18 protein-coding genes are annotated in these 20,527 nt (G+C 36.1%); 13 read left to right on the top strand and 5 right to left on the bottom strand.

The features are described from left to right. Positions 1–10: 10 nt before the first annotated feature. Positions 11–211 carry a DUF4649 family protein gene (locus tag RSC39_RS01485; RefSeq protein ID WP_011675349.1) on the top strand — a complete coding sequence of 67 codons (201 nt, stop codon included), beginning with the start codon at positions 11–13 and terminating at the stop codon, positions 209–211. Positions 212–559: 348 nt separating this feature from the next. Here RSC39_RS01485 and RSC39_RS01490 read toward each other — a convergent pair whose 3' ends face one another. Next, a complete protein-coding gene (locus tag RSC39_RS01490; RefSeq protein ID WP_332534568.1) occupies positions 560–1,351 on the bottom strand; it encodes a hypothetical protein in 792 nt (263 codons plus the stop codon). Positions 1,352–1,650: 299 nt separating this feature from the next. Here RSC39_RS01490 and RSC39_RS01495 point away from each other — a divergent pair, with 299 nt between their 5' ends. From RSC39_RS01495 to RSC39_RS01525, 7 genes are all read left to right on the top strand, one after another. Continuing rightward, positions 1,651–2,700: a phosphate/phosphite/phosphonate ABC transporter substrate-binding protein gene (locus tag RSC39_RS01495; protein WP_014571988.1), complete on the top strand. Its 1,050-nt coding sequence runs from the start codon at positions 1,651–1,653 to the stop codon at positions 2,698–2,700. A 115-nt stretch (positions 2,701–2,815) separates the two neighbouring features. Further along, a complete protein-coding gene (gene phnC, locus RSC39_RS01500; protein WP_011834377.1) occupies positions 2,816–3,556 on the top strand; it encodes a phosphonate ABC transporter ATP-binding protein in 741 nt (246 codons plus the stop codon). Continuing rightward, complete coding sequence (phnE, locus tag RSC39_RS01505; protein WP_011834378.1) at positions 3,557–4,369, top strand: phosphonate ABC transporter, permease protein PhnE; 813 nt, start codon at positions 3,557–3,559, stop codon at positions 4,367–4,369. A gap of 19 nt (positions 4,370–4,388) precedes the next feature. After that, a complete protein-coding gene (gene phnE / locus RSC39_RS01510) occupies positions 4,389–5,198 on the top strand; it encodes a phosphonate ABC transporter, permease protein PhnE (protein WP_011675354.1) in 810 nt (269 codons plus the stop codon). Positions 5,199–5,204: 6 nt separating this feature from the next. Continuing rightward, entirely contained in the window at positions 5,205–6,764 is a 1,560-nt protein-coding gene (locus RSC39_RS01515; RefSeq protein ID WP_332534671.1) for a bifunctional metallophosphatase/5'-nucleotidase, read from the top strand. A gap of 325 nt (positions 6,765–7,089) precedes the next feature. After that, on the top strand, positions 7,090–7,572 hold the full coding sequence (locus RSC39_RS01520; RefSeq protein WP_096816128.1) for a peroxiredoxin: 483 nt from the start codon (positions 7,090–7,092) through the stop codon (positions 7,570–7,572). 168 nt (positions 7,573–7,740) lie between these two features. Then, a complete protein-coding gene (locus RSC39_RS01525; RefSeq protein ID WP_332534572.1) occupies positions 7,741–10,281 on the top strand; it encodes a M1 family metallopeptidase in 2,541 nt (846 codons plus the stop codon). Between the two features lie 47 nt (positions 10,282–10,328). Here the strand turns inward: RSC39_RS01525 and RSC39_RS01530 are convergent, their stop codons facing one another. The 3 genes from RSC39_RS01530 to RSC39_RS01540 form a co-directional block, all read right to left on the bottom strand. Continuing rightward, positions 10,329–11,519 (bottom strand): MFS transporter, encoded by a 1,191-nt coding sequence (locus tag RSC39_RS01530; protein ID WP_332534574.1) that lies wholly within the window; start codon positions 11,517–11,519, stop codon positions 10,329–10,331. 482 nt (positions 11,520–12,001) lie between these two features. Further along, complete coding sequence (locus RSC39_RS01535; RefSeq protein ID WP_332534576.1) at positions 12,002–12,475, bottom strand: MarR family transcriptional regulator; 474 nt, start codon at positions 12,473–12,475, stop codon at positions 12,002–12,004. Further along, complete coding sequence (locus RSC39_RS01540) at positions 12,472–13,755, bottom strand: cation diffusion facilitator family transporter (RefSeq protein ID WP_332534578.1); 1,284 nt, start codon at positions 13,753–13,755, stop codon at positions 12,472–12,474. The genes RSC39_RS01535 and RSC39_RS01540 overlap by 4 nt, the downstream gene beginning before the upstream one ends. A gap of 275 nt (positions 13,756–14,030) precedes the next feature. Here RSC39_RS01540 and RSC39_RS01545 point away from each other — a divergent pair, with 275 nt between their 5' ends. The 5 genes from RSC39_RS01545 (at position 14,031) to RSC39_RS01565 (ending at position 20,113) form a co-directional block, all read left to right on the top strand. Beyond that, complete coding sequence (locus RSC39_RS01545) at positions 14,031–14,381, top strand: PadR family transcriptional regulator (protein WP_021036680.1); 351 nt, start codon at positions 14,031–14,033, stop codon at positions 14,379–14,381. Positions 14,382–14,690: 309 nt separating this feature from the next. Further along, a complete protein-coding gene (gene lmrC / locus RSC39_RS01550; protein WP_080656311.1) occupies positions 14,691–16,412 on the top strand; it encodes a multidrug efflux ABC transporter LmrCD subunit C in 1,722 nt (573 codons plus the stop codon). A 3-nt stretch (positions 16,413–16,415) separates the two neighbouring features. After that, positions 16,416–18,410, top strand: coding sequence for a multidrug efflux ABC transporter LmrCD subunit D (gene lmrD, locus RSC39_RS01555; RefSeq protein ID WP_332534582.1), 1,995 nt, complete (start codon positions 16,416–16,418; stop codon positions 18,408–18,410). Between the two features lie 173 nt (positions 18,411–18,583). Then, positions 18,584–19,849: a UDP-N-acetylglucosamine 1-carboxyvinyltransferase gene (locus RSC39_RS01560; RefSeq protein ID WP_042748371.1), complete on the top strand. Its 1,266-nt coding sequence runs from the start codon at positions 18,584–18,586 to the stop codon at positions 19,847–19,849. Between the two features lie 45 nt (positions 19,850–19,894). Beyond that, positions 19,895–20,113, top strand: coding sequence for a YdbC family protein (locus tag RSC39_RS01565; RefSeq protein WP_003131683.1), 219 nt, complete (start codon positions 19,895–19,897; stop codon positions 20,111–20,113). Between the two features lie 35 nt (positions 20,114–20,148). Here the strand turns inward: RSC39_RS01565 and RSC39_RS01570 are convergent, their stop codons facing one another. After that, positions 20,149–20,505 (bottom strand): DUF3397 domain-containing protein, encoded by a 357-nt coding sequence (locus RSC39_RS01570; RefSeq protein WP_011834393.1) that lies wholly within the window; start codon positions 20,503–20,505, stop codon positions 20,149–20,151. Between the last annotated feature and the right edge of the window lie 22 nt (positions 20,506–20,527).

The raw sequence follows: 20,527 nt of genomic DNA on the forward strand, positions 1-20,527 counted from the left end.
GAGAATTTTAATGATGAAATTAATCGGAAAACTTCAGAATGGTATGACCTTTACTGAAGAATTTGATGGGGTCAACGATTTTTTAGCCCTTCAACAAAGTGACTACAATGCAATTGCAGACGAAATCGAAGTTGTTGAAGTAAAAATTGCTGATGAAGTCCTTGATTTTCAAGGAAATATGGGTCAGCTCTATTATGAATTAATGAAGTAAATAAAAAGTTACTGACAAATTTGTCAGTAACTTTTTTTAGTTAGAGTTGGTTTATCATTAATATTTTAGTCTGTGGAAAACTTTCTTTAAGCTCTTTCAGATGAATTTTGAGCTCTGGATAACAAAGGATATAATCAATTATTTCACCTTTCTTCGTCAGTAATTCGCTCAAATATATTTTTTGAAGTTGAGCTTCATAGCCAACGAACTCTTTAGCCTTTTTTAGCCATGTAACCGCCTCCTTTTTGAATATTATAACTCTATAAAAAATAAATTTACAAGAAAAAATTGAATTAAAAAAACCTTCCAATTATCGGAAGAATTTCTTAAATCTTAAGTCAATAAAAATTACTGTACTACAGATAATTCGTGAATGCTGCGTCCCTCTTTGTCGACTAATTGTAGCCAGCTATTCGTTCCAGCAAAATAGAGAAAATGTCCGACTTCATTGACTGATTTCAAGACAATATCAGCAGTGGTTATGAAAGTTTTAGGGTCCCAGTTTTCTTTTTGCTCTTCTCTAAGCGTTTGTGTGAAACGATAAGCTAAACCAGGTGTACCATCTGATTTCATTCCTCCGATTTCAGCGATTTTTGCCCCCGCTTTAATGACCAATTCGTTAGATTTTCGCCAAATAATCGTGGCTTGACTGTCTGGTCGTTTAACAAAAAATTCAATTTCTGAAAGTCCTTTTTTCCAACGATGTTGCGCTTTGGGAGAGAAGGCTTTTTTCTTTTCTAATTTAATTCCAAAAGCGCCGAGTGCACTTAAAAATTCATCTGCATAAGTTGCACAAGCTTTTTCGATATTATTAGGAATTTTAAGTGGTTCTGCCTTATCACGCAAATTAATTCCAGCTTCCTCAGCCAAATTGACCAAATACTGAGTCAGATAATTTGCATCTAATTCATAAGCTTTTACATTTAGAATCACAACCTTATCAAATTCTAACTTAGGAATTAATTCTAAGTCATTAGCTATCATTTTAATCTGTCCTTTTTTTAATAAAAAGAAAAGTTCATCATTATTTAAATCAAAACGCGCATTGTTTTGTTCCAAGAGAAGCAAACGGGCCTCTGATGGAAGATGAATTTCTAAACCAAAATCAGACAGAGTGACCGTAAAAGTTAAATTTTTCATAACTTTATTATAGCAGAAAATTTGTCAGCGTTATCAATGAAATAACTTGAAGAGAAAAAAGCTGAAAATGCAAACGTTGTTTGAGTGAAATGATGTATATTATAAAAAAATAATGTAATTTAAAGATTATTCATCTAAATGAATGCGATAAAGTTCGGTATTTACGTACAATGGGAACTGTTAACAGAATATTTACAAAAAGGTCATTGTCAGATAAATTAAAATGGGTTAGAATTATTTTGTGAAGAACACAATTCATCAACCGATTGAGAAAAACCTTAAGGAGATTCATTTTTAAAATGAAAAATACATCAAAGAAAGTCATTGGACTTACAGCAGGCGCGGTAATTGCCCTATCACTACTTGCGGCTTGTGGAAATAGCAGTTCTGCTTCAAAATCAGATAGTAAAACCATTTCGGATTTGAAGATTTCATTTATTCCCTCAAAAAATCCAGATGATATCACCACAGCGACTAAACCAATCGCTAATATTTTGAAGTCTGAGTTGAAAAAACAAGGCTATACCGTTAAAAAAATTGATACAAGCGTTGGAACAAACTATCAAGCGGTTGGTGAAGGACTTGATGCGGGTTCAGTTGATGTCGGATATGGAATGTCAGCCACAACCTATGCGATGTATCAAGATGGTTCAACTCCACTTTTGATGGCAACACGTAAAGGACTTTCAAATGATGCCTCAACCTCAGCAAAATATTGGAATGAACACAAACCAACAACAAAGACTGATAAAGAAGTGACTTCATATCGCTCATTAATCATTGCTGGTAATTCTCCAATGGGTAAAAAATTAGCTAAAGAAGCCAACGATGGAACTTTGACATGGAAAGATTTGAATGAAGCAAAATGGGGGCTTGAATCGACTTCATCTGCTGCGGGATATATGTATCCTTCACAATGGTTGACAGATAATTTTAAACATTCAATTCGTGATTTGAAAAATACAGTAACGATGGATTCTTACGATTCAGCGATGGCTCAACTTGCATCAGGACAAATTGATGTCATGCCTGAATATGCCGATGCTCGTTTAGATGAAGCAACAAAATGGACCACAACTTTTGGTGCAAAAGGAAGCATTTGGGATGATACAAATGTGATTGGAGTAACCCCTGCTATCGCTAATGACGGAATTATGGTTTCAGAAAAATCTAAAATTATGACACCAGAGTTCAAAAAGGCGCTCTCAACAGCGATTAAAGATATGTCCAAAACTGCCGAAGGCAAGAAAGTTATTGCGATTTATTCACATGATGGCTATGTTGATTCAACAAAAGATGACTATAAAACAGCCATTAAAGTGGCAAATGAAATGAGTAAAGCCAACTAATGAACAAATAAAATCATTTTAAAAGGGTCTGGGTTACTCGTTGAGTTCCAGACTCTTTTTGTGAAAATGAAGCAATAATAAATAAAATAGAAGCTTCATATAGAATGGAGAAGTGATGATTAAATTTGAAAATGTGTCAAAAGTTTACCCAAATGGCACAAAAGGTTTGACAGATGTTAACTTACAAATTGACCAAGGAGAATTTGTAGCCATTATTGGGACATCAGGAGCGGGGAAATCCACCCTTATTCGCTGTGTTAATGGTTTAAATGATGTGACTTCCGGTCGTCTCTTTGTGAATGATACGGATGTCTCAAAACTAAAAGGCAAAGACTTAAGAAAATTTCGACGCCACGTCGGAATGATTTTTCAATCCTATAATTTAGTGCCTAGAGTTACTGTTTTAAAAAATGTTATGTTTGCTCGTGTCCCAGACATGAACTTATTTAAAGTGATTTTTGGCTTATTTTCAAAAGAAGATAAACTTGTTGCTTTAGATTCTCTGAATAAAGTAGGAATTTTAGACAAGGCATATATCCGGGCTGATCAACTTTCTGGTGGTCAACAACAAAGGGTTTCACTTGCGCGTGCACTGACACAAGAAAGTGAAATTTTACTGGCTGACGAGCCTGTTTCAGCCCTTGACCCAGTGACGGCTAAAGAAGTAATGGATGATTTTAAAAGAATTAACGAAGAGCTCAATAAAACGATTTTACTAAATATTCACCATGTTGAACTCGCCTTAGAATATGCCTCACGAATTATCGCCGTCAAAAAAGGAAAGATTGTCTATGACGGGCCTTCGCAAGAAGTAACCAAAGAAATCTTAGATGAAGTCTATAGAAAAGAGGCTTAAATGTACGATAAAATATTTAAGCCCAAAAAAATAGAACTCCTCACGGGTGAAGTGGTTGAAGAAAAAGTCAGTCGTACTTGGATTTACTGGATAATTATTATTATAATTATCGGTTTATCTGTACTTCTTACAAATTTTGACTTTAGTGCGCTTAGTCGAAGTGGACTCTTTTTACAAAAATTAGCAAGTATGCTTCCACCAAACTGGTCTTACTTTGATAAGGTACTTCCTCCTTTGCTTGATACGATTAAAATGAGCTTTTTTGCTTCCTTATTGGGAGCTTTATTAGCGGTCCCTTTTGCAATTTTAGCAGCCAATAACATCGTTAAAAATCGGTTAGTAAATGGAATCATTCGCTTTATTTTTATGCTTGCAAGAACTTTGCCGACGCTAGTTTTAGCTTTAATTGCGACTTATATTTTTGGACTTGGGACTTTTGCTGGGGTCGTTGCGATTTTTATTTTTACTTTTTCTTTTATCGGAAAACAATTATTTGAAGTCATTGAAACGGTTGATATGGGACCATTTGAAGCGGCAGAGGCCTTGGGAGTGAGTCCCTTAAAAGCCTTCTTTATTGCTGTTTTTCCTCAAGTTTTACCTACTTATCTTTCAACTGCCCTTTATGCTTTTGAAGGAAATGTTCGTTATGCAGCGATTTTAGGTTATGTTGGTGCAGGCGGGATTGGAAATATCTTAAATGACCGTGTAAATTTTCGAGATTTTGCCAGTGTCGGCATGATTTTGGTTTCAATTTTGGTTACGGTCATGATTATAGACTCTGTCAGTGCACTCATTCGCAAGAAGATTGCCTAGGAATGAAATGAGAGGAAAAATGAATTCACAAATTATTGAAGAATACAATCGACGTCCTAAAAAATGGTTTTATTATCTTTTGATTTTTATCATTTTGTTAGCTATTTCAATTTGGTCGACCTCGGTTGTTCATTATCACGGGGTGTCAGAACATGGTGCTTTAATTGCTAAAAATATTTTCACAGGAATTTTTCATCCAGATAGTAGTTTAATTTTCAATTTCACTGAAACAGGTTTGGCTTATCTCTTGCTGCAAACTTTTGCTATTGGGATTCTTGGAACTTTGGTCGGTGCGATTATCGCTGTTCCACTATCTTTTCTGGCGGCAACAAATCTGGTTCCTAACTGGCTGGCTTATTTGATTCGTTTTGTTTTAATGGCTATTCGGACGATTCCTTCATTTATCTATGCCCTTTTGTTTATTCCAGTTGTTGGTTTAGGTTCGTCAGCTGGTGTGATGGCGCTTGGTTTTGAGTCCATTGGGATGATTGCAAAGTTATTTATTGAGGCCATTGAGGATTTGGATATGGGGGTCATTGAAGCGATGGATGCAGCTGGTGCCACGACTTTTCAAAAAATTCGCTTTGGGGTTTTGCCACAACTTTTACCAGATCTTTACTCCATCCTGCTTTATCGTTTAGATATGAATCTTCGTGATGCTGCCATTTTGGGCTTGGTCGGTGCTGGAGGGATTGGTGCGCCATTGAGTTTTGCAATGTCTGGCTATAAATGGTCGTCTGTTGGAGCAATTTTACTCGGACTTTTAGTATTAATCATTTTTGTTGAACTCATTTCATCAAGAATTAGAAAAAAATTAGCGAAAGGATAAAGGATGATGAAGATAAGAATTCTTGAAACAAGTGACTTGCATGGCTTTGTTCTTCCCACAAATTTTACAGAAAAAGACATGGATTTACCTTTTTCGATTGCTAAAGCTCGAACTAAAATGGACGAACTGACAAGCTCTTCTGAACAAAAAGGAGAAATCGTCATAAAAATTGAAAATGGCGACATCTTGCAAGGGTCTGCTCTGGCTTACTATCTGGCAAAAAAAGCAAAAGATGGCGTCAAAGATTTAGTCAATGTCACAAATTCTTTTGGCTATGACGTTGGCTTACTAGGGAATCATGAGTTTAATTATGGGCTGGAGTATTTAGAAACGTATGTCAAGCAAGTCAATTATCCTATTTTAGCAGCCAATGTTTTGGATAAAAAAGGACAACCAGCTTTTGGACCAACTTATCAAATCATTGAAAAACAAGGCGTAAAAATTGGAATTGTTGGTTTCTTGACTCAGCATATTCCTCATTGGGAACAGCCAGCTACAATTAAAGATTTAACTTTTCAATCAATTGTTGAAGCTGCCAAAGAAATTTTACCCGACTTACGTCAGCGCGTTGATGTGCTTCTTGTAGCTTATCATGGGGGCTTTGAACGAGATTTAGTGACAGGAATTCCTACGGAAAGCTTAACAGGAGAAAATGAAGCCTACCAATTATTAGTTGAATATGGAGAATTGATTGACGCTCTAGTCACGGGACATCAGCATCGGGAAATTGCTCAACATGTTTTAGGAGTTCCCGTGATTCAGCCCGGATTTCGAGGGGCTTTTGTTGGGGAAATTGAGCTAGAATTAGATAAGCAAAAAAAAATTACCCATTCAAAAGCCAAAATTCATAGAACAGCCAAGTCGAAAGTTTCGACAGAGGTGGTTGAACTTATTTCTGATATCAGTAAGGAAACAGAAGAATGGTTAGACCAGCCAATGGGAAAAGTATTGGGGAATATGAAAATTCTGGATCCAATGGCCGCGCGGATTAGTGAGCACCCTTATATTGAACTGATAAATAAAATACAAATGGAAGCAACAGCTGCCAAAATTTCGGGGACAGCCCTTTTTAACAATGAAGCCAAAGGTTTTGATGAACAGATTACTATGCGCTCAATTTTGACAAATTATATTTACCCCAATACTTTAGCTGTTTTAAGAGTGACAGGAGCAGATTTAAAAGCTGCCTTAGAACGAACGGCTGAACATCTTGAAATTAATGATGAGGGAGAAATTATTTTTAGTCCTCGCTTTGTTGAACCTAAACCTGAGTATTATAATTATGATATGTATGAAGGCATTGATTATACTATTGATTTGAAGAAAAAGATTGGTCAGCGAATTGTGAACTTAAGTTTTGAGGGACGTCCAGTTGCCAGTGAGGAGTTTTTAGAAATTGTAGTCAATCAGTATCGAGCAGTCGGTGGTGGAAATTATCCAATGTTTTCTGCTGACAAGATTGTCAGAGAAATAACAGTGGACATGACAGAATTGATTGCGGCTTATTTGAAAAATCATCCTGTGATTCAAGCGACTGTCAATCATAATTTTATGATTTTAAAATAATAATTACTGACAGCTTTTTTAGCATTAATAAAGCGCTAAAAATTACTGTCAGTAATTTTTTTATTAAGTTTTGCTTTAGAATAAGCTAAGTTATTCTAAAGTTTTTCCTGATATACTTTATTTATTCAAAGGAGGAGCCTATCATAAAACAAACACTTAAAATCAAGAAAATTAATTATCAATTTGTGAAATCAGAAGACAATAAGCTAATACTTCCAAGTCCTTTAGAAAGTCCCTACCTGACAGCGAAAGATGAGCAATAAGAGCCAGATGAGAGGATATTCTGTGATAGAATGAAAATATAACTATTAATAAAGGAGCATTAATGACAATGAATATCACATCTCATGGTGAAAAAATAGCAACAATAAATCCGACAACAAGTGGTGATGCACCTGATTTTGAACTGACAGATTTAAAAGGAAATAAAATTAAATTATCAAAACTTGAAAAGCCTGTTTTGATTAGCGTGTTCCCAGACATCAATACTAGAGTTTGTTCACTTCAAACCAAACATTTTAATCTTGAAGCAGCAAAGCATTCAGAAATTGACTTTTTGAGTATTTCAAATAATACAGCAGATGAGCAAAAAAATTGGTGTGCAGCCGAGGGAGTTGACATGACAATTCTTGCTGATGATGGAACTTTTGGACAAGCTTATGGTCTTGTTTTAAATGATGGACCACTCAAAGGTCGTCTTGCTCGTAGTGTTTTTGTTGTAAAAGGGGGGCAAATCGTCTATAGTGAAATATTAGCGGAGCTTTCGGATGAGCCTAATTACGAAAAAGCCTTAGAAGCAACTAAATAATTAATGACAAAAAATTGAGGATATTGATAAGAGTGAATATCCTCAGTAAAAGCTGTCAGTAGACAGTTTTTTTAATAAGTGAAAGAAAAGATGTAATTTTTCTTTGTACTCGAAATTTTCTATTCAATTTGATATAATTATATTAATACTGAATATTTAGGAGAAGATATGGCTGTAAAACGTTTAATTGAAACTTTTGTTCCGGAAAATTATAAAATTTTCCTTGATATTGACCGTAAAACTAAGAAAATAAAAGGTCAAGTGGCAATTACTGGGGAAGCAAAAGATACTGTTGTTGCCTTTCATGCCAAAGGATTACACTTCAACAAAGTTCGCGCTTTTAGTGTTGATACAAACTTCATTGAAAATGAAGAAGATGAAGAAATTGTTGTTAAAATTGGTGAAACAGGGCGCGTGACTGTTTCATTTGAATATGAAGCCGAATTGACTGACAACATGATGGGAATCTATCCTTCATATTATGAAGTCAATGGTGAAAAGAAAATGCTAATTGGCACACAGTTTGAAAGCCATTTTGCTCGCCAAGCTTTCCCATCTATTGATGAACCAGAAGCGAAAGCAACTTTCGATTTGTCAGTAAAATTTGATGAAGAAGAAGGCGACATCATTGTTTCAAATATGCCAGAACTCTTGAATATTAATGGAATTCACGTTTTTGAACGTACTGTTAAAATGAGTTCTTACCTTTTGGCTTTTGTATTCGGTGAACTTCAATATAAAAAAGGCAAAACAAAATCTGGTGTTGAAGTAGGTGCCTTTGCAACGAAAGCTCATAGTCAGGCAGCACTTGATTTCCCACTTGATATTGCTATTCGTTCAATCGAATTTTACGAAGATTATTATCAAACACCCTATCCACTTCCACACAGCTGGCATATTGCCTTGCCCGACTTCTCAGCAGGAGCAATGGAAAACTGGGGATGTATCACTTATCGTGAAGTTTGCATGTTGGTTGACCCTGAAAATGCAACCATTCAAAGTAAACAATATGTGGCAACAGTTATTGCCCATGAATTGGCTCACCAGTGGTTCGGTGACCTTGTAACCATGCAATGGTGGGATGATTTGTGGCTCAACGAATCATTCGCTAACAACATGGAATATGTTTGTATGGATGCTTTGGAACCAAGTTGGAACGTTTGGGAATCATTCTCAATTTCAGAAGCCAATATGGCATTGAATCGTGATGCAACGGACGGAGTTCAATCTGTCCACGTTGAAGTAACTCACCCAGATGAAATTGGAACACTTTTTGATCCAGCAATCGTCTATGCTAAAGGTTCACGCTTAATGGTTATGCTTCGTAAATGGCTTGGAGATGAAGACTTTGCTGCTGGCTTAGCCCTTTATTTCAAACGCCATCAATATGGAAATACAGTTGGAGACAATCTTTGGGATGCCTTGGCTGAAGTTTCTGGAAAAGATGTGGCAGCCTTCATGCACTCATGGGTTAATCAACCGGGTTACCCTGTCGTTACAGCAGAAGTCGTTGATGATACTTTGATTTTGAGCCAAAAACAATTCTTTGTTGGTGAAGGTGTTGACAAAGGACGTTTGTGGAATGTTCCATTGAATACCAATTGGACAGGGCTACCAGACTTGCTTTCTTCTGAAAAAGTTGAAATTCCAGGGTTTGCTGCTTTGAAAGCTAAAAACAAAGGTAAAGCTCTCTTTTTGAATGATGCAAATATGGCTCATTACATCATTGATTATAAGGGTGCTTTACTGACAGACCTTCTTTCAGAAGTTGAATCTTTGGAGAATGTGACAAAATTCCAAATCTTGCAAGACCGTAAATTGTTGGCTAAAGCAGGGGTGATTTCTTATGCTGACGTTGTAAATATCTTGCCATCATTCACTAATGAAGAATCTTACCTTGTTAATACTGGTTTGAGTCAACTCATTAGTGAGTTGGAACTTTTTGTTGATGAAGATTCAGAAACTGAAAAAGCCTTCCAAAGCTTGGTAGGAAAACTTTTTGCTAAAAATTATGCTCGTTTGGGCTGGGATAAAGTTGCCGGTGAATCTGCTGGGGATGAGAGCCTTCGTGGAATCGTGTTGAGTAAAACTTTGTATTCTGAAAATGCAGATGCCAAAACAAAAGCTAGCCAAATTTTTGCAGCACATAAAGAAAATTTAGCAAGTATTCCAGCTGATATTCGTCCAATTGTTTTGAACAATGAAATCAAAATAACTAACTCGGCCGAATTGGTTAAAACTTATCGTGAAACTTATATCAAAACAAGCCTCCAAGAATTCAAACGTGAACTTGAAGGAGCAGTTGCTTTGATTAAAGATGAAAAAGTTATTGCTGAATTACTTGAAAGCTTCAAAAATGCCGATATTGTTAAACCACAAGATATTGCTTTCTCTTGGTTCTACCTCTTACGAAATGATTTTTCACAAGATGCGGCATGGGCTTGGGAAAAAGCAAATTGGGCTTTCCTTGAAGAAAAATTGGGTGGTGATATGAGTTATGACAAATTTGTCATCTATCCAGGGAATACTTTCAAAACTGCTGATAAATTAGCGGAATATAAAGCTTTCTTTGAACCAAAATTAGAAAACCAAGGCTTGAAACGTTCAATTGAAATGGCAATTAAACAAATTACAGCACGTGTTGCTTTGATTGATAGCCAAAAAGCAGCAGTTGATCAAGCAATCACTGATATTGCTGAAAAATTGTAATTTATAAATAAAAATCACCTTTTAGAGGTGGTTTTTTTATTTATAAATTATTCGTTTGACTTCGCTTTCGATAGAACAATCAAAGCGAGAATAAGGAAGATAAATCCCATAAGGGCGGGAGCAGAATGTCCGAGACTAATGTAAATTTGTCCACCAATTAAAGGACCGATAACGCGTGTAAGTGCTTGAAGAGCTTGACTTCCGCCTTGAAGTTTACCTTGTTCAGAAGAAGTCGCTGATTTTGAAAGTTTGCCATTGAAGGCAGTTCCGAAAATACTATCTCCAAAAGCAAAGATAAACATTGCCAGAATGAAGAGGGGCCACATTTTAGAAAAGGCAGAAAGAGCGAAAAGTAAGTAAGCAATTATTTCGCAGACTATTGCTAGACGGATAAGTTTATCTTCATTAGCTAATTTTAGAAGTCTGGGCATGATGAAAATTTGAGTTAAAATATCCATCAAACCCATGATTGAAATGGCAAGACCAATTAATACAGGTGTCCAAGCAAAACTATCAAGTGAAAACTGACTGATAATAGCTTGGAGCGCACCATTTGGCAACCAAAGTAAGATACCGGCAAAGAGGAGACGATTGAGATTTTTCATGCGTAAGAGCTGAAAAAGTTGGGTGAATGGATTAAGCTGCTTAAGGGAAAAATTTTTTGTGCGATTATTTTCAGGAAGGCTTTCATCCATGACAAAAGCACCATAAAGAAGATTTGCAAGGGAGATGATTGCTCCAAAGTAGAAGGGGACTGAATTTCCAAAATGGGCTAGGAGTCCACCAACAGTTGGGCCAGAAATTGTTCCAACACCAACAGCAGCAGCTGTCCATCCGAATACTTTTGTTCGATTTTCTTCATCAGTAATATCGGCGAAATAAGCGAAAAGTGTCACGATATTTCCACCGGTTAAGCCATCGATGATTCGTCCGATAAAGAGCATCCAAAGACTGCCAGCTAAACCAAAGACCAGATACCCCAAGGCAGAACCAGCTAAAGAAATTAGTAAGATTGGTTTGCGACCAAAGCGGTCTGATAAAGAGCCAAGTGCGGGGGCGGCAAAGAAAGTACAGAGTGCATAAATGGCCATTAGTGCAGAGACGATGAATGCTTGGTCATGAGCATTTGCAAAAGGAGCGACCATAAATGGGACAACAGGGGAAATGATTGTAAAACCAAGTCCTGTCAGAAAAGTTGTGATAAGCCCAAAAGTGAGGGCGTGTTTATTGATGTTCATAGTAAGAACCTCCATTAAGATGTGAGTTCGTTCTAGGGTCTTTGCACCTTTTTTCTTTTTCGATTGCTTTAGCAAGTGGGGGAAAGGGTCAAGGGCAACAAGAATTTGACAGTTTTGATGTCAGATTCTGCTTGACTAAATTGAATTGATGAAATTTTCCATTCGATGAGTTACATTAGTAACTTAGTGAGAATGGACAAACTAGATTGAAAAATGAGGGATTCTACTCAAGGAGTAGTTTCGCAATTTTATCTAATTTCAGTCACTTCAAGGCGAACGAGCTGAATTGTGATGATTATTTGATTTCTTAGGAAGTTTTTTGCGCAGGTTTTCAGCTGCTAAAGTGAACTCTGTCAGACTAAAGACTTCACTTTTCTATTCGAGTTTCCTTGGAAACAAAAATAGTATATCGCATTATTGTTTCTTTGTCAACAAAAAAGCGAATAAAAAAACCGTCAGTAAAAATTAATTTACTGACAGACTTATTTTTCAATATTTTTTCGGATAGAAGAATCAAGGTGATTATTGTATTTATCAAGGAATTCTAAAATATTACTGACGGCTTCATCAGTTAATTCGTCAAAGATCACTTGGTCATTTTGGGAAAATTTTTGGTGAAGACTTTCGTGACGGTCATTGATTTGCTGCCCCTCTTTCGTTAATCGAAAATAAATTTCTTTTTTATTTTGAGGAATTTGATAACTTTCAATCAAATTTTTTTTGAGAAGTTTTTTAGCAATTTTACTGGCAGCACCGCGTGTCATATAAAGATGATGAGCTAATTTTGTCACATTAGGATAGGGAGTTTTGGCAATAAATTCAATTGTTTCGATTTCTGATAATGAAATATTTGAAAATTCAGCTTCCATCTGTGGCTTATAATAAGCATCAATTTTGTTAAACAAGTCAGTCAAAGAGGTCATAATTTGTTCCTGATTTTCTTGAAACTGAGTCATGAGTCATTTTCCTCCGTCTTTAAAGTGCTTTGCCGATAAATGCAAGACCAATAGTCATTTCGGCGCCAAATGCTTGTGACAATATAATTTTGCTCATTTTGCCAGTAGTCATAAGTTAAAATAAATGTTTTTTTACTAACTTGCGAAGCTTTATAATGATTTATGGCCAAGGGAATTACTGACCGACTAGATAGCAGATTTCCAGATTCATTATTTTTACTGACAGAATTTTCGTCAGTCATTTGTCCGAAAGTATTCAATTTTTCACTGGCATTTATCATTCTTCCATCAGCAAGAATTTCCTGATACTTTTCATCAGTCAATTTTGGCAAATTTTGATGATTCAAAAATTGTTCTTCTTTTGCTAAAAGCTCAAGTGAGCGGCTAGCATAGTGTTCTTCCTCAGGTAAAGCAGCAGGTTCGACGTGAACATCAACATCATAGACCCCAAAACCATCAATCAACATTTTTTCAATAGATTCTGTCGCTTCATGACTTTCATAAACACTTAAATCAGGAGACATTTCAACCACAACATCAAGAAAAATGTTGCTTCCATACGAACGACCGCGAACGAGTTTAACGCCTTTAACTTTTGGAGCTAAACAGATAGCCTCTCTATATTCCTTAACAAGATTTTCATCAAAGCCATCAGAAAGACTAAAAACCGATTCGTGGAAAATATCATAAGCAGTTTTTAAAATAAAACCACAAATAATGATTGCCATAGCAGTATCGAGCCACTCCCAGCCAACGCTACTTGCTAAAATAGCGACCACAGTTCCAATAGAAGTTACCGCATCAGAAAGATTGTCCTTACTTGCTGCAGAGAGAGCCTGAGAGTTCGTTTTTTTAGCCAAATCACGATTATAAAGATAAACTCCGAGCATGACAAAGGCTGAAAATAAACCAACAAGCGCTCCTAGTGGATCAATGGTTTCTTCTTTTCCGGATAGTAGAGTCATCACGGTTTCACGTAAGACCTCAAAACCAACGAAGAACATGATAAAACTAGAAATTAAACTCGCAATAGATTCAATTTTCCAGTGACCGTAGACATGGTCACTGTCTGCTGGAATTCGAGCAATTCGAAGTCCAATTAAGATTGCGATATTTCCCATAATATCAGTCACATTATTAAAACCATTGGCTTGAAGAGCGCTAGAGTGAACAATTGTCGCAAAAGCAATTTGTCCGATAGACAAAACAATATAAGCGAGAATAGAAACCCAAACTCCTTTTTCAGCGAGTTTCAGATTGTTTGTACTTGAAGCTGCCATATAAATCCTCCCAAAATTACATCATTCCATTATAACAAAAAATTCAAGGAAAGTTGGCTTCCACCGCTAAAAAAACCTTTTATAATAAGGCCTCTTAAAATAGAATTAAAAAAGAAGGATGGACTAATTTCTTAAAAACGGAGATGATTTTTTCTTATCTTCTATAGTAGAAAGTCGTCAAAAATAAAATATTATATAAATAGTTTAAGTACCTTGACTTACATAGTAATGTGAAGTATAATATACTTTGTTTAAAATGATAGAAAGGAAAAAGAATGGCAGAAATACCAAAAGAAATGTTACGAGCCCAAACCAATGTAATTTTGCTCAATGTCCTAAAACAAGGAGATAATTATGTTTACGGTATTATCAAACAAGTCAAGGAAGCCTCAAATGGAGAAATGGAACTTAATGAAGCCACGCTCTATACAATCTTTAAAAGACTTGAAAAGGATGGGATTATCAGTTCTTATTGGGGAGATGAAAGTCAAGGTGGGCGTCGCAAGTATTATCGACTGACAGAGATTGGTCATGAAAATATGCGACTTGCCTTTGAATCTTGGTCAAGAGTCGATAAAATTATTGAAAATTTAGAAGCAAATAAAAAAGATGAGTCTAATAAATAATTTCCAATTAAAATTTAAGTTACTAAATAGGGGCTAAAGGTAAAAAATATTCGTCGCAAATCGTTGACTTAAACTTTAAAAAGCGTTACAATATTTTTGTTAGTTTACCGTTCGTGAAACTAACTATTGTAATCTTTAATAGCATTAACAATTAATGCTTGTTTACTAAAAAAAATAATGTTATAATAATCTTCTCAAAAAATTTATTGAAATTATTTTGAAGTAAAATGAAATTGAAAATTCAATTTAATGTAAAGTAGTTTACATTATTTAACTCTAGAAAGGAATTTTATGATTTTCAAATCAATCATGAAGCATAAATGGGTTGCCTTATTCTCAATCTTTTCAACCTTCGTTTATGCAGGAGTACAGCTTTACCAGCCCCAAATCATGAAACGAATTATGACAGTAATGTCATCAACAACTTATAGCCGTCATGAGATGGCTGACAAAGTTTCAGGATATGGAGTTGAGTTGCTGATTGTTGCAGGGATAGGGATTCTCTTTGCTATCTTCAGTACCCTTTCAGCAGCACGTATTGCTCAAGAAATTGGGGCAGACGTTCGTGAAGCAACTTACAAAAAAATTAACACATTCTCTTATGAAAATGTCGAAAAATTCAATGCCGGAAACCTTGTTGTCCGTATGACCAATGACGTTACACAAGTGCAAAACTTGATGATGATGGTCTTCCAAATTTTGATGCGGATTCCAGTCCTTCTGATTGGTGCGGTCATTCTATCAATTACAACTCTTCCAAAACTTTGGTGGATTACTGTTCTTTTAATCGTCTTAATCCTTGTGGTTACAGCTGTATTGATGGGACGCATGGGCCCTCACTTTATGGCCTTCCAAAAATTGATGGACCGTATTAATGCCATTGCTAAACAAAACTTACGTGGCGCACGTGTCGTTAAATCTTTCGTTCAAGAAAAAAATCAAATCAAAGATTTTGATGAAACTTCTGACGAACTTTACGACCATAACTGGGCAGTAGGGAAACTCTTTTCAGCAATGATTCCACTCTTTACCGTTATTGCTCAAGGAGCGATTTGGCTTGCAATCTACTTCGTTTCAACTTTTGTAACAGATTCACCAACCGTTGCCCAAGATAGTATTGGTGGGATTGCCACATTCATGACTTACATGGGAATGATTATGTTTGCCATTATCATGGGTGGTATGATTTCAATGTTTGCTTCACGTGGTATGGTCTCAATCGGTCGTATCAATGAAGTACTGAAAACAGACCCAGCTATGAAATTTGACGAAAATGCGAAAGACGAAGAACTTTCTGGTTCTGTTAAATTTGACCATGTTTCATTCTCATATCCTAATGATGAAGAACCAACACTCAAAGATATTAGCTTTGAAGTAGAAGCTGGTCAAATGGTCGGGATTGTCGGAGCGACTGGTGCTGGTAAATCAACCTTGGCACAATTGATTCCAAGACTCTTTGACCCAACAGAAGGGACTGTTTCAGTTGGTGGAAAAGACCTTAAAACAGTTAGCCGTGGGACTTTGAAGAGAAATATTTCTATCGTTCTTCAAAAAGCTATTCTTTTCTCTGGTACAATTGCTGGAAACATCAAACAAGGTAAATCTGATGCAACCGATGAAGAAATGACTCGTGCGGCACAAATTGCCCAAGCTGCTGAATTTATCACGACAAAAGACGGACAATATGAATCAGAAGTTGAAGAACGTGGGAATAATTTCTCAGGTGGTCAAAAACAAAGATTGTCTATCACACGTGGGGTTGTTAAAAATCCAAATGTCTTGATTTTAGATGATTCAACGTCGGCACTTGATGCTAAATCTGAAAAACTTGTTCAAGAAGCCTTGAATAAAGAACTTAAAGAAACAACAACTATTATAATTGCTCAAAAGATTTCATCAGTAGTTCATGCAGATAATATTTTGGTTCTTGACCAAGGAAAACTTGTTGGTCAAGGAACTCACCAAGAATTAGTTGCCGAAAACAAAATTTACCAAGAAATCTACGATACACAGAAAGCACAGGAGGACTAAGACATGGAAAATACCAAATCAACAAGAAAAATGTCTGACACCACACGTGCCATCCGATTTTTTTACCTCTATCTCAAAAGATATAAACTCCAATTTGCTGTGATTATGATTTTCATCGTCGCAGCAACATGGCTGCAGGTAATTGCACCCTCACTCTTAGGGGATGCAATTACCAATCTTGGGGTTTATGTTAAAGACTTCTTTACACATCAACATGCTGGACAATCACAAGATGCATTACAACAGATTGCTCAACAATTAAGCCAACAAATGCACCAAACCGTAGATTGGCACAATGTTCCTGAAGTCGTTAAAACATTACCACAAGCAGCTCAGGACCAAATTACAGCTCATCTTCCTAAAGGAACAACTTTAGAAACACTCAAAACAGTGGCAACTTCACATGCTGCTAGCACTTCTACATTCATGAAAGGAATGTGGCAATTGCTTGCAGTCTATGTAGCAACAGGTGTGTCAATGTTGATTTATACCTTGCTCTTTAGCCGTATCGTTGCTCATTCAACAAATCGCATGCGTAAAGGTTTGTTTGGTAAACTTGAACGTTTGACAATTTCATATTTTGACCGTCATCAAGATGGAGATATCCTTGCTCGTTTCACCTCTGACTTGGATAACATTCAAAATACATTGAACCAAGCACTCGTTTCAGTGATTTCAAATGCTGCTGTTTTTGTCGGAGTAATCATCCAAATCTTCCTTAAAGATGTAACTTTTGCTTGGTTGACAGTGGCGGCTTCACCAGTTGCCATTTTATCTGCAGTTATCATTATTCGTCAATCGAAAAAAGCAACAGATAAACAACAAGAAGAAGTTTCACAACTCAATGCCTATATGGATGAAAAAATCTCTGGGCAAAAAGCAATTATCGTTGAAGGTTTGCAAGAAGATTCTATTGATGGTTTCTTGAAACATAACGAAAATGTTAAAAAACGTACCTTTGCTGCTCAAGCATGGTCTGGTATGATTTTCCCATTGATGAATGGTTTCCAACTTTTGTCAATCGCCATTGTTATCTTCGGCGGAACAGCTTATGTCCTTAATGATGATAGCATGTCAATTGCCACAGGTTTGGGTCTCTTAGTTGCCTTTGTTCAATATGTTCAAAGTTACTACAACCCAATCATGCAAATTTCATCAAACTTTGGTCAACTTCAGCTTGCCATTACAGGTGCAACTCGTCTGAATGTTATGTTTGATGAACCAGAAGAAGTTCGTCCTGAAAATGGTAAGAAATTTGACACGATTAAAGATGGTATTCAAATCGAAAATCTTGATTTTGAATATCTTCCAGGTAAACCAGTCCTCAAAAAAGTTAATATTGATGTTAAAAAAGGACAAATGGTTGCCCTCGTTGGTCCAACTGGTTCAGGTAAAACAACTGTCATGAACTTGATGAACCGTTTCTATGATGTCAATGGTGGAGCAATCAAGTTTGATGGAACAGATATTCGTGAATTTGATTTAGATAGTTTACGTTCAAATGTTGGGATTGTACTTCAAGAGTCTGTACTCTTTGATGGAACAATTGCCGATAACATCAAGTTTGGTAAACCAAATGCCACTCAAGAAGAAATTGAAACAGTTGCGAAGACAACACATATACATGAATTTATCGAAAGCTTGCCTGACAAGTATGAAACACACGTTTCTGATGATGAATCAGTCTTCTCAGTTGGTCAAAAACAACAAATCTCTATTGCACGTACTATTTTGACAAATCCAGAACTTTTGATTTTGGACGAAGCAACATCGAACGTAGATACCGTAACAGAAGAACAAATTCAATGGGCAATGGAAGCAGCCATTGCTGGACGAACTTCATTCGTTATTGCTCACCGTTTGAAAACAATTCTTAATGCAGATAAGATTGTTGTTCTTAAAGATGGTGAAGTCATTGAAGAAGGAAATCATCATGAACTCGTTGCTCAAGGTGGATTCTACTCTGAACTTTATCATAATCAATTCGTTTTTGAATAAGAAAAACTTGTTTGAATAAAAGAAATAAAAACTACAGCTAAATTTTTAGTTGTAGTTTTTATTTAGAAAAAAAGTCTATGAAAAACTACCATAAAATGTTAAAATAGAGAGCGGTTCTTAAAAAAATAATTTTTTTAAGACAATAAAAATGTGAAAAGTGATTTTGAAATAATATGAAAAAAATAGTAATTAATGGTGGGAAGCGTATCTCTGGAACAATTCCAATTTCTGGAGCAAAAAATTCAGTGGTTGCTTTAATTCCTGCAACCATTCTAGCTAACGATATTGTTACTCTGGAAGGAGTTCCAGATATTTCTGATGTCGCAAGTTTAGTCGAAATTATGGAAATCATGGGAGCAAAAATTGAGCGAAATCTTGAAGAAGGTCGACTTGTGATTGATACACGTAGTGTTGTTTCACGTCCTCTGCCTTATGGAAAGATTAATTCTTTGCGTGCTTCTTATTATTTCAATGGTGCACTTTTGGGTCGTTTTGGACAAGCGACAGTTGGCTTGCCCGGAGGCTGTGATTTAGGTCCTCGTCCAACCGATTTACATGATAAAGCCTTTAAAGCTTTAGGGGCTAAGAAGATTCAAGAAGAAGAAGCTGAGCACTTAGAAGTGATTGGTGATTCATTAGTTGGAACAACCATTTATATGGACGTTGTTTCCGTTGGAGCAACCATCAATACGATGCTTGCTGCTAGTCGTGCAAAAGGTGTAACTGTGATTGAAAATGCCGCACGTGAGCCTGAAATTATTGATGTGGCAACCCTTCTTAATAACATGGGGGCAAAAGTTCGTGGTGCTGGAACAGATATTATCCGTATCACTGGGATAGATGAAATGCACGGAGCTCAACATACGGTAATTCCTGACCGAATTGAGGCTGGAACTTACCTTGCTTTAGCTGCTGCAATGGGTGATGGGGTTATTATTGAAAATGTCATCTATGAACATTTGGAATCTTTCATTGCTAAGCTTGAAGAAATGGGCGTACGTTTGACGATTCGTGAAGACAGCATTGAAGTTCATAAATCTGAAAATTTAAAATCAGTTAATATTACCTCTGTTCCTTACCCAGGATTTGCGACTGATTTGCAACAACCAATTACGCCACTGTTGTTAAAAGCAAAAGGTCGTGGTTCGATTGTTGATACGATTTATCAAAAACGTGTTAACCACGTACCTGAATTAGCGCGTATGGGTGCTAATATTTCTGTTTTGGATGATAGAATTATTTATGACGCTCCGAATGAGTTAACTGGAAGCTGTGTTCAAGCAACAGATTTACGTGCTGGTGCGGCTCTGGTTACTGCTGGAATTATTGCCAGTGGAACTACAAAAATTTCTAATATTGAGTTTATCCTACGAGGCTATGATCATATCATTGAAAAATTGACTGCTGTTGGTGTAGATATTCAATTGATTGAAGAGTGACAAAATAGATTTATTTGCGTATATACTAATGAGAAAGGATATAAGATGGCTGATAAATTAAAGTTTGAAATCATTGAAGAATTGATTGTTCTCTCTGAAAATGCAAAAGGTTGGCGCAAAGAACTCAATCGTGTTTCTTGGAATGATGCAGAACCTAAATACGATATCCGTACTTGGTCACCTGACCATGAAAAAATGGGTAAAGGAATCACTTTATCCGAAGAAGAATTTGGCGTCCTCTTAAAAGAATTGGGCAATAAATAAAAAAAGTCCTGAATTTTCAGGACTTTTTTATTATTTTAATGGGTAAAGGTCATCACAACAAGGATGAGGTAAATAATCAAAGTAATAAAGAAGGTCAGTCGCCACCAAAGCTTTAAAAAGCGGCGGTAGGCGAATTGTTTATAATAAAACAAATCAAGTAACAACAAAATAAGTGCTAAACCAGAAATGATTAGCAGATAGTAAGGAATAATACTGATACTTGTTACATTTTTTGAAAAGATTTGCATTCCTAGAATTAGAAAAAGTGTGAATACATCTGGAATTTTTAATTTACGATTGGTTAAATGACGTAGTCTGAAAAACTTGAAAATAAAGACCAACGCAATAAAGACGATAAGCGGATATAGCGCCATAAGTACTTTTATAAACATAGACTAATTGTAGCGGTTTTAG

This window comes from Lactococcus sp. (assembly GCF_036648155.1).
In the GTDB taxonomy this organism is placed as follows: Bacteria; Bacillota; Bacilli; order Lactobacillales; family Streptococcaceae; genus Lactococcus; species Lactococcus cremoris.

What these genes read in the sequence shown, in the direction of transcription:
- RSC39_RS01570 (WP_011834393.1), bottom strand. Translation starts at nt 20,505, where the DNA reads ATGTTTATAAAAGTACTTATGGCGCTATATCCGCTTATCGTCTTTATT.
- RSC39_RS01540 (WP_332534578.1), bottom strand. Translation starts at nt 13,755, where the DNA reads ATGGCAGCTTCAAGTACAAACAATCTGAAACTCGCTGAAAAAGGAGTT.
- RSC39_RS01495 (WP_014571988.1), top strand. Translation starts at nt 1,651, where the DNA reads ATGAAAAATACATCAAAGAAAGTCATTGGACTTACAGCAGGCGCGGTA.
- RSC39_RS01485 (WP_011675349.1), top strand. Translation starts at nt 11, where the DNA reads ATGATGAAATTAATCGGAAAACTTCAGAATGGTATGACCTTTACTGAA.
- RSC39_RS01525 (WP_332534572.1), top strand. Translation starts at nt 7,741, where the DNA reads ATGGCTGTAAAACGTTTAATTGAAACTTTTGTTCCGGAAAATTATAAA.
- RSC39_RS01515 (WP_332534671.1), top strand. Translation starts at nt 5,205, where the DNA reads ATGAAGATAAGAATTCTTGAAACAAGTGACTTGCATGGCTTTGTTCTT.
- lmrC (WP_080656311.1), top strand. Translation starts at nt 14,691, where the DNA reads ATGAAGCATAAATGGGTTGCCTTATTCTCAATCTTTTCAACCTTCGTT.
- phnE (WP_011834378.1), top strand. Translation starts at nt 3,557, where the DNA reads ATGTACGATAAAATATTTAAGCCCAAAAAAATAGAACTCCTCACGGGT.
- lmrD (WP_332534582.1), top strand. Translation starts at nt 16,416, where the DNA reads ATGGAAAATACCAAATCAACAAGAAAAATGTCTGACACCACACGTGCC.
- phnC (WP_011834377.1), top strand. Translation starts at nt 2,816, where the DNA reads ATGATTAAATTTGAAAATGTGTCAAAAGTTTACCCAAATGGCACAAAA.
- RSC39_RS01520 (WP_096816128.1), top strand. Translation starts at nt 7,090, where the DNA reads ATGACAATGAATATCACATCTCATGGTGAAAAAATAGCAACAATAAAT.
- phnE (WP_011675354.1), top strand. Translation starts at nt 4,389, where the DNA reads ATGAATTCACAAATTATTGAAGAATACAATCGACGTCCTAAAAAATGG.
- RSC39_RS01490 (WP_332534568.1), bottom strand. Translation starts at nt 1,351, where the DNA reads ATGAAAAATTTAACTTTTACGGTCACTCTGTCTGATTTTGGTTTAGAA.
- RSC39_RS01545 (WP_021036680.1), top strand. Translation starts at nt 14,031, where the DNA reads ATGGCAGAAATACCAAAAGAAATGTTACGAGCCCAAACCAATGTAATT.
- RSC39_RS01530 (WP_332534574.1), bottom strand. Translation starts at nt 11,519, where the DNA reads ATGAACATCAATAAACACGCCCTCACTTTTGGGCTTATCACAACTTTT.
- RSC39_RS01565 (WP_003131683.1), top strand. Translation starts at nt 19,895, where the DNA reads ATGGCTGATAAATTAAAGTTTGAAATCATTGAAGAATTGATTGTTCTC.
- RSC39_RS01560 (WP_042748371.1), top strand. Translation starts at nt 18,584, where the DNA reads ATGAAAAAAATAGTAATTAATGGTGGGAAGCGTATCTCTGGAACAATT.
- RSC39_RS01535 (WP_332534576.1), bottom strand. Translation starts at nt 12,475, where the DNA reads ATGACTCAGTTTCAAGAAAATCAGGAACAAATTATGACCTCTTTGACT.